Source organism: Phaeobacter sp. PT47_59 (genome assembly GCF_028890025.1).
Taxonomy (GTDB): domain Bacteria; phylum Pseudomonadota; class Alphaproteobacteria; order Rhodobacterales; family Rhodobacteraceae; genus Phycobacter.
Map to the genome: position 1 here is coordinate 1 of NZ_JARCJL010000049.1, position 8,279 is coordinate 8,279.

Below are 8,279 nucleotides of genomic sequence, written 5' to 3' on the forward strand. Positions count from 1 at the left end.
CCGCCGGTGAAGGGGGTTCTAGTCCCAACACAAACCACCCGCAACCCAAAAAACAAAATAATCCAAAGAAAAGAATAAAATCCAATAATATCAGTCAGTTAAGGTGAATTTTGACCTGGAAATTGCCCAACGAACCGGTCGCCTCCTCGAGATCGGAGCGCGGGGTCATCCCTTTGTCTGATTCATCAGTGGTGGCTTGATCAACATCTTGGTGTTCAGCCCTCGGGCACCACAACCAACCAGGGGAATCGCGGCGAATCTGCCGGGTGCCACCATTCGCGAAAACGTGCCGTATCGCGAGATCGGCGGTATGGGCCATAGCCCGTCCGAGCGATAGCGCCCTCGCCGTGCGCAAGCGCGGCGCCGGGCCCAAGGGACGCCAGGGCATCTTTGATGCATTGAGCGACGCGCGGGAGCCCCCCTCCCTCAACCGCTACAGGTCGACCTCGATGACTCCGTCTTTCTCAGCGGCGCGTGATTGGCACAGGATAATTGCGTCCTGGCGTTGCGCTTTGGACAGCACGAAATCGCGGTGCTCCACCTCTCCCGACAGCAGGCCGCATTTACAGACGCCGCAAATCCCATCGGCGCATTTGACGTCGATATGGACGCCATGTTCGGCCAGAACCTCGGTGGCGGTCTTATCCGCCGGAATCAGAAACTCGCGACCGCTGTGCCGCAGCCTTAATGTGAAGGGATGGTTCACATAGTCGGGCACCTCCGGCAGTGAGAAATACTCAAGGTGCCGCGCCTCTTCCGGGAAGCCCTGGCCTTCCGCAGCCGCCATGACGGCCTGCATGTAACGGTCAGGCCCGCAGGTATAGACATGCCAGCCATCCCGATAGCCGGTCAGGATACTGTCCAGATCGGCGCGTGATCCTTCACCCGAGATATGAAGGTGAACCTGATCGGCCCATGGCACGGCCGCAAGATCAGGCAGGTAGCCCGCACCGGCGCGATCAGAGATGGAGTAATGCAGCTCAAACGCCCGGCCCAGCGCGTGCAGCCTGTGTGCCATGGCAATCATCGGCGTGATGCCGATGCCCCCGCCCATCAAAAAGCTCTTCTCGGCGCTCTCTTCCAGGGGGAAATGGTTGATGGGCCGGGAGATGAAGACCCGGCGACCTTCGCTGAAGATCCGATGGAGGAGCTTGGAACCGCCCCGCCCTTCGTCTTCGCGCAGGACACCGATCTGGTATTTGGACCGCTCCGCAGGATCGCCGGACATCGAGTATTGGCGCAGGAATTCCGGTGCCACCACGATATCGAGATGGGCGCCTGCGCTCCATTCGGGAAGATCGCTGCCGTCAAGGCTGCTGAATTCATATTTGGTGACGGCGGGGCTCATGTCTTCCGCTTTTGAGACCACAACCTGCAGAACCGGGCTATCGGCATCGGTGGAATAGATGTGATCCCAGGGACCTGTTTCGCCGCGCGCGCGGCGGGCCTGGTATTCCTCGGCGGTGATCATCGCCTGATAGGCTTCGATCCCGGCCTCACGATCCATCGGGAAGGGATAGGGCCAGGGGTGTGGCGCAAGGCTTGCCGGGTAGACCGCCAGAGTCTGATCCTCGTAGCGCAGATCCAGATCCTTTTGCAGGGAGCGTGCATTGACCGGGTGGCGGGTCGGACGGTAGCCGCCGCCCTCTTCCAGCTCCAGGTCCCACCACCACTTCTTGGCCGGGTTCATCTCGCCGTTGCCCAGGGCATCGTCCAGCTTTGCCAGTACGGGCGCGGCCTTTGGCACATTCATCGCCGCCCAGCGGAAGGGGCGCTCGGCAAAGATACCTTCCAGGTTCCAGGGGCAGGTCTTCATGCAGCGCCCGCACATGGCCCCGCCCGGAGTGGTAATCCGGTAGGTGGTGCACTTCTGGCTGTCGCTTTTCCAGATCTCGTAGCCGTTGAACATCAGTTTCGGCCCGGCAGTGATCGCCCCAGAGGGACATTCCCGGGCGCATTTGTTGCAGGCCTCGCAAAAGGACTGCAGGCCGAAATCAATAGGCCGGTCGTGTTCCATCGGCATGTCGGTGGTGACCACGCCGGATTTCAGGCGCGGCCCCAGGAAGGGGTTGAGGATCACCTCGCCGATCCGGCTGACCTCGCCGAGGCCGGAGAGCAGCAGCAACGGTGGCTGCAAGACCTCGCCATCCATCACCGTATGGGCCTTGGCCTTGTAGCCGAGATTACGGATCTGCCGTGCGATTACCCCGCCCAAGAGCGAAAACCGCAAGTAGGCGCGCATGGATTGCGCCACCGCGATCCAATCATCGCCCGAGGTGCCCTCGGTTGTGTCAAAGCCCTGATCGACGATCATGCTGATCGCATGAGGCTGATCCGGCACGATGGGGGCGCCGGTGGCGTCATGGCTGTACCAGGTCCAGTCCGGACAACGGCTGATGCCGACCGCATCTATGCCCAGCCAGTAGCTGGCCGCCTTGACGTTGGCCGCGTTGCGCGCCGCATCCGAGGGGCGCGGTCCTTTCGCGGGTTCGCCGTCCTGCAACAGGACAAAGGCCCCCAGCATCCGCCGCTGCGCCATCGAAGGGGCGGCCTTGCGGGCATAAAGCCCGCCGGTGGCCGCCGTCTGGTTCGCCTTGCCCATATCGCCGAACTGGCTGCGCGCAAACATATCGGCGCGTTTGGGCACCCGCGCCACCCGGGCCTCATCTATATATGTGGTGGGATCCTCGACCCGCTTCAGGGTCTCAAACGGATGCGGCCCGTCCTTGAACAGGCGCTTGGTAAAGGGATCGCCGTTCAGGACAGATCGCTCAGACCCGACCCCGAGCCACCATTTCGGCCCCTTGGTGGCAAGCCCCGGCTGCTGGCCTTCCGGCACCAAGGGCCGGTCCATTGCCAGATCGAAATCGGTGGTGACAGCGGCAAGGCCGAACCGATCACCCAGATAGGGAGTGCAGAGCATCTCTCCCTCGACGGTTGCCAGTCCCGCGGCCACAGCCAATCGGTTCAGATCCACATCGGAAGAGGTGCCGGTATGCGCCTTGGCATCCCAGCCCAGCAGGCGAATGTAATTCGCCAGCACCACCGCCGTTTCACTGGCCCGCAGGCAGGCCCGGTGATGTTCGGCGTCCTCGATCCAGTCGCAGCCCTCCTCGCCCGGATGCGGATCGCGGGGCATCTCGTAGAGGAAGACGATGGCCCGTGAATGGCCGCCGATCCCACTGGCTGGCGCCTCCATCGCATCGCGCAGATCGGCCATGATCATGTCGATGCCCGAGGCCAGCGTCTTGGTCTGCCGGGTTTTCAGGTCCTGAGCCAGGCGATCGATATCGGGATTGCGGTAGGGCTGCTCAAGCCGCGCCGCATTAGGCACCGGGCCGATCCCGACCATGGCGGCATCGGAGAAGTACCCAAAAGCCTTGAGATGTTCGGCGCGGTCCTGCGGATCCTCGGGACATTCCGCCCGTGCCTTGTTCACCAGGCCATCGCGGATGGCATCCATCATCGCCTGATACTCTCCCATCGCATTGACGATAGAAGACGGCAGATGCGGGCGGCGGAAGTTCAGCGGCTGGAAACTGGGCACTGCCGAAAGATCCGGCATCTCGTCACCCGCAAGGCGCTTGAGCCGCTCCACGGGGAAGGGCCCCAGGTGGACGGGCCTGTTGCGGGTGGAAAAGAAACGGATGGTCATCGCCCCAAGGCCCTGCTGTGGTCACGGTCCTCCAGCTATATCCGACAGGGCGGCCCGGCGATAGAAGTCAACATCCAATTTATCCAAACAAAGCCTCAAATCATTGTTATCAATAAAAACAATCACAAACCCAGAGACTGAAATCCTGGTGCCACGCCACCCCAAGACGACAAATCAACCCCGGCGCCCTGCAAACTGGCGCACCTCGACACCGCCTGCGGTCAAGCTGCTGCGCACATTGCGGGCAATGTCGACGGCCGTGGGCGTATCGCCATGCAGGCAGATGGTGTCGATCGCGGTCTCGATGCGCTTGCCGCTTTCGGTGATGATCGCGCCCTCCTGAACCATCTGCAGAATGCGGGGGCCTGCGATATCCGGATCGTGGATCACCGCGCCGGGCTGGCTGCGGTCCACCAGGGTGCCATCGTCATTATAGGCGCGATCGGCGAAGATCTCTCCGCACCAGTTGCAGCCGAGATCCCGAACCACCTCCTCCATCGCGGTGGCGGCCAGCACCATGATGATGATGTCAGGATCCACATCCAACGCCGCCTGGTAGCAGGCGCGGGCCATGTCGTAATCGGTGCAGGCCATGTTCGACAGCGCCCCGTGCAGTTTCAGGTGCCGCACATTGGTGCCCAGCGCCGCGGCCATGCCCTGTGCCGCGCCCAATTGGTAGCGCACCATATTGGCAAGGGTTTCATGCGGCACATGCATCCTGCGACGGCCAAAGCCCTGCAGATCGAGGAAGCCGGGATGGGCGCCGATACCGACCCCGTTGTCGCGCGCCCGTGCCATGGTCCGCGCCATCACATCGGGGTCGCCTGCATGAAAGCCGCAGGCGATATTCGCCGAAGACACGACATCCAGCAGAGCCTCATCGTCCCCCATGTTCCAGGGGCCAAAGCTTTCGCCCATATCGGCGTTCAAATCGACGGTCTTGCTCATGAGTCTTCTCCAGTGGCAAAGGGGTCGGCCATGGCAGAGACCGCACCGCTGACAAGTTGGTAGGACAGAAGGTCCGAAATATCACCGGGATGGCGCAACAGGGGATGACAGGTCCCCGGCAGCGCATGCAGAGCCTTCTCGTGTTTTGCCTGAAGGCTCAGCCCCTCTTCCAGCGTGACCCAGCGAAACCGCAGCTGTGCTCCGGCCTGGGCCTGCGCCACCTTGGGCAGATCGCAGGGCAGAACCGTCCCGATCCGGGGATAGCCGCCGGTGGTCTGCGCCTCGCGCAATAGAACGAAGGGCTTACCGTCCCCGGTCATCTGCACATCGCCCGGCACGATCACCTCTGACAGGATATTGAGCTGGCCTGCGGCGGCAAACCCGGCCCCCTCCGACAGCATCTCCACCCCCATCCGGTTAGCGCGGCTGCCGCGTCGGAATTCGGTCTCTGCGAAACGGGCCCGCACCTCTGGCGAAAACAGCGCGCTTTGAAAGCTTTCGACAATGCGCAGCTCGCCGCCGCCGAACCTGCCTTCGCACGCCAGGGTCATGCCGGTGTCACCTCCGGCATCCCTCCCCGCTGGCAGCCTGTCACCGGGCGCAACCAGCCGCCCCAGACCCGCCGCCACATGGGTGGCCCGCGCGCCGAGAACCGGCTCGGTACTGATGCCGCCGCCAAGATGCAGGTAGCCGTAGACACCCCGACGGGCCGCGCCGATCTCAAGCCGTTGCCCGGCCTCCATGCGATGGCTGGCGTTCCAGGCCAGCGCGCTCCCGTCCAAGGCCGCCATCATCGGCGCCCCGGTCAGGGCGATGCGCAAGGGCCCGGTGGCCTCGAAGGTGCCGCCCATGCCGCCCATTTCAAGCGCGGCCAGGTTGGGATCCTGCCGCAACAGCGCCGCGCCTTCGGCCAGGGCCAGCAGGTCCGCGGCACCGCCGCGAGAGACACCCTGATCCAGCAGGCCAGGCCGCCCCTGATCCTGCACGCTTGCCGCCGGGCCGATCTTCAGAACCTTGAGCCCGCTCATGCCGGGATCTCCTGCGACATGGCCCCGCCCATGTGTTCATCCCTGTCGCGCAGCTTCAGGAAATCGGATCGCGATACCGGCTCGAACTGCAACTCATCACCGGCCTGCAGGGCGAAGGGCCTGTCTGAGTGAGGTCGAAACAGCATAAAACCCGTCTGACCCACATGGCGCCAGCCCGTCGGCGTTTCGGCCGAAAACAGCACGAACTGGCGAATGGCCAGCACCAGGGCGCCGCGCGGCACCCTTGGTGTCAATTCGGTCTGGCGCGGCAGATCCCATTCCTCCCCCAGCGGCCCCAGATAGGGCTGGCCGGGCGCAAAGCCGATGGTCAAAACCCGCACCCGCGCCGCCCCAAGGTTTTCGATTGCCTGGGATTCGCTCAACCCCGCCGCATCGGCGGCTTCGGCCAGCTGCGGCGCCAGATCCGTGCCATAGACCGTGGGCACCCGCCAGAACCGGCGCCCAAGCGGCAAGGCCTCCTGCAGCCAGTTGCGCGAGTCCAGTTGCTCTTGCAGCTGAGTGCGCAGCCGGTCGTGATCCACATCCCCCGGATCAAACCGGATATAGACAGAGGCCAAGGAGGTTGAGGTTTCCAGAACCCCGTCCCACTTCAACTGTTCCAGATGGTTGCGAAAGGCGAGCGTTGCCCGATTCGACGGTTCGCTCAGTCCATCCGCGAAGGTCACGATCATGCCCGAAAGGCCAACCGTGCGGATAATGGGAAAATCCGGTACTGCGCGCGCTGTCATCCATGCCCCCGTTTTGGCGCAAGGGTCGCGGCGCAGCGCGGGAGTGTCAACACGGCAGTTGATCACGAGACCGCGCGCACTGCGGCGCGATCCGGTCGTGTGATCAGGGACAGCCGCCAAAGCAAAAGGCCGCCCCGGAAAGAGCGGCCCAGTGGTGTCTTTAAATCCCCGTCATCGCCCATGCGGGCGCGGGCTTCGGAGAGATATCAGAAGTCTTCCCAGCGCACGGCCTCGGCGGCGGCGGTGGCCTGAGCCCCGGCCCGGGTTGCGGATGCCGGTCGCCGCACGCCGACCGTTGGCACGGCGGAGACATTCCCGCCGGTTCCGGTCTTCGCCTCTGCCCCGATATCGGGACGCGTCTTGAAGACCTGAACCTCCTGGGTCAGCTGCGAGGCATCATTGGACAGGATTTGCGTCGCGGCCGTGGTTTGCTCCACCATGGCGGCGTTCTGCTGGGTGACCTGATCCAGCTGGGACACGCCCGCGGAGATTTCCACCAGGGTGGTGGATTGTTCCGACGCACCGGTGGCAATCTCGGAAATATGGCCCGAGATGGTTCCAACGGCATCGATGATCCGTTTCAGCTCTTCGCCGCTGCGCCCCACGAGGTCGACGCCGCTGCCCACGTTTTCCTTACTTTCGCTGATCAGATCCTTGATCTCACCCGCCGCCGTGGCAGAGCGCTGCGCCAGAGCACGGACTTCCGCCGCAACAACGGCAAAACCGCGCCCGGCATCACCCGCACGGGCCGCCTCGACCCCGGCATTCAAGGCCAGAAGATTGGTCTGAAAGGCGATATCATCGATCACGGTGATAATCTTGGCGATCTTTTCCGAGGAGCTTTCGATGGCAGACATGGCGCTGATCGCATCCGAGACGACGCGCTCGCTCTGCACGGCGGCAGACTGGGTGTTGCCGACGATCTCTTCAACCTTATGCGCCCCTGCAGCCGCCGCCCGCACGGTAGAGGTCAGCTGCTCCAATGCGGCCGCCGTCTGCTCCAGCGTGGCCGCCTGGCTTTCGGTGCGATGCGACAGGTCCGTGGAAGACTGGCTGATCTCGGACGCCGTCTGCCCCACCGCAAAGGACACGTTCTTCACGGTGTTCACAGCCTTTTCCAACTGCTCCATCGACCGGTTGTAGGCCTTGGCGATCACTCCGATGTCTTCGGCATTTCGGATCACGACCCGCTGGCGCAGATCGCCCTCACTGAGCGCCTGAAGCCCAGCCGCGACTTCCTGCAGCGCGCGGCGCCGATCTGTCACATCCGTCGCGACCTTGATGATCTTCTCGGTCTTGCCGTCCGGACCGGGCACGGCAGCATAGGTGGCCTGAATCCAGACAACCGCCCCACCCTTTGCAATCCGCGGGAACTGGTCGGACAGCGTGCGCCCGGCCCGCAAGGCGGTCCAGAACTGCGCATAGTCTCCACCACTCGCGAATTTCGGATCCACGAACATGGAATGATTCTTCCCAACGATCTCGGAGAGCTGATAGCCCATCAAGTTCAGGAAGTTCTCATTGGCCGTGATGATTGTGCCGTCAGCCTCAAATTGAATCGTCGCCTGAGTGCGCTCGATCATGTCCGCAATCACACGGTCCATGTCTGCTCGTTCGGGCGCCGCCCGCGTCTTACCCTTAAAAAACACTCTAAGGCTCCGCGCTGAGTTGAGTTCTATCCTAGAGGAAAAACCTAGCGCCAATTCGCTAGCCAAACTTTAACGCTAGACAGAATTTGTGCCGAATTCGAACAATGGGCCTATCCAATGGGATAGGGTCAAAACCGTGCGAAAGCCATTTGGGATTGGAAGGTCAAAACAGCAGTGGCGGACCGAGGAGGATTCGAACCCCCGACCCCTTGATTCGTAGTCAAGTACTCTATCCAGCTGAGCTATCGGT

5 protein-coding genes are annotated in these 8,279 nt (G+C 62.8%); all 5 read right to left on the minus strand.

All coding sequences use genetic code 11. The features are described 5' to 3' along the window. Positions 1–433: 433 nt before the first annotated feature. Positions 434–3,655, minus strand: a complete 3,222-nt coding sequence (locus PXK01_RS21580; RefSeq protein ID WP_274861692.1) for a 2Fe-2S iron-sulfur cluster-binding protein — start codon at positions 3,653–3,655, stop codon at positions 434–436. Between the two features lie 174 nt (positions 3,656–3,829). Further along, a complete protein-coding gene (locus PXK01_RS21585) occupies positions 3,830–4,603 on the minus strand; it encodes a LamB/YcsF family protein (RefSeq protein ID WP_274861693.1) in 774 nt (257 codons plus the stop codon). After that, positions 4,600–5,631 (minus strand): 5-oxoprolinase subunit C family protein, encoded by a 1,032-nt coding sequence (locus PXK01_RS21590; RefSeq protein WP_274861694.1) that lies wholly within the window; start codon positions 5,629–5,631, stop codon positions 4,600–4,602. The genes PXK01_RS21585 and PXK01_RS21590 overlap by 4 nt, the downstream gene beginning before the upstream one ends. Next, positions 5,628–6,380: a 5-oxoprolinase subunit B family protein gene (locus PXK01_RS21595; RefSeq protein ID WP_274849765.1), complete on the minus strand. Its 753-nt coding sequence runs from the start codon at positions 6,378–6,380 to the stop codon at positions 5,628–5,630. Before PXK01_RS21595 ends, PXK01_RS21590 begins: the two co-directional genes overlap by 4 nt. Positions 6,381–6,586: 206 nt before the next feature. After that, positions 6,587–8,029 (minus strand): methyl-accepting chemotaxis protein, encoded by a 1,443-nt coding sequence (locus PXK01_RS21600; protein ID WP_446728469.1) that lies wholly within the window; start codon positions 8,027–8,029, stop codon positions 6,587–6,589. Positions 8,030–8,279 lie beyond the last annotated feature (250 nt).

Bases quoted from the DNA above. Each gene is read 5' to 3' on its own strand.
- PXK01_RS21580 (WP_274861692.1), bottom strand. From the start codon at position 3,655: ATGACCATCCGTTTCTTTTCCACCCGCAACAGGCCCGTCCACCTGGGG.
- PXK01_RS21590 (WP_274861694.1), bottom strand. From the start codon at position 5,631: ATGAGCGGGCTCAAGGTTCTGAAGATCGGCCCGGCGGCAAGCGTGCAG.
- PXK01_RS21585 (WP_274861693.1), bottom strand. From the start codon at position 4,603: ATGAGCAAGACCGTCGATTTGAACGCCGATATGGGCGAAAGCTTTGGC.
- PXK01_RS21595 (WP_274849765.1), bottom strand. From the start codon at position 6,380: ATGACAGCGCGCGCAGTACCGGATTTTCCCATTATCCGCACGGTTGGC.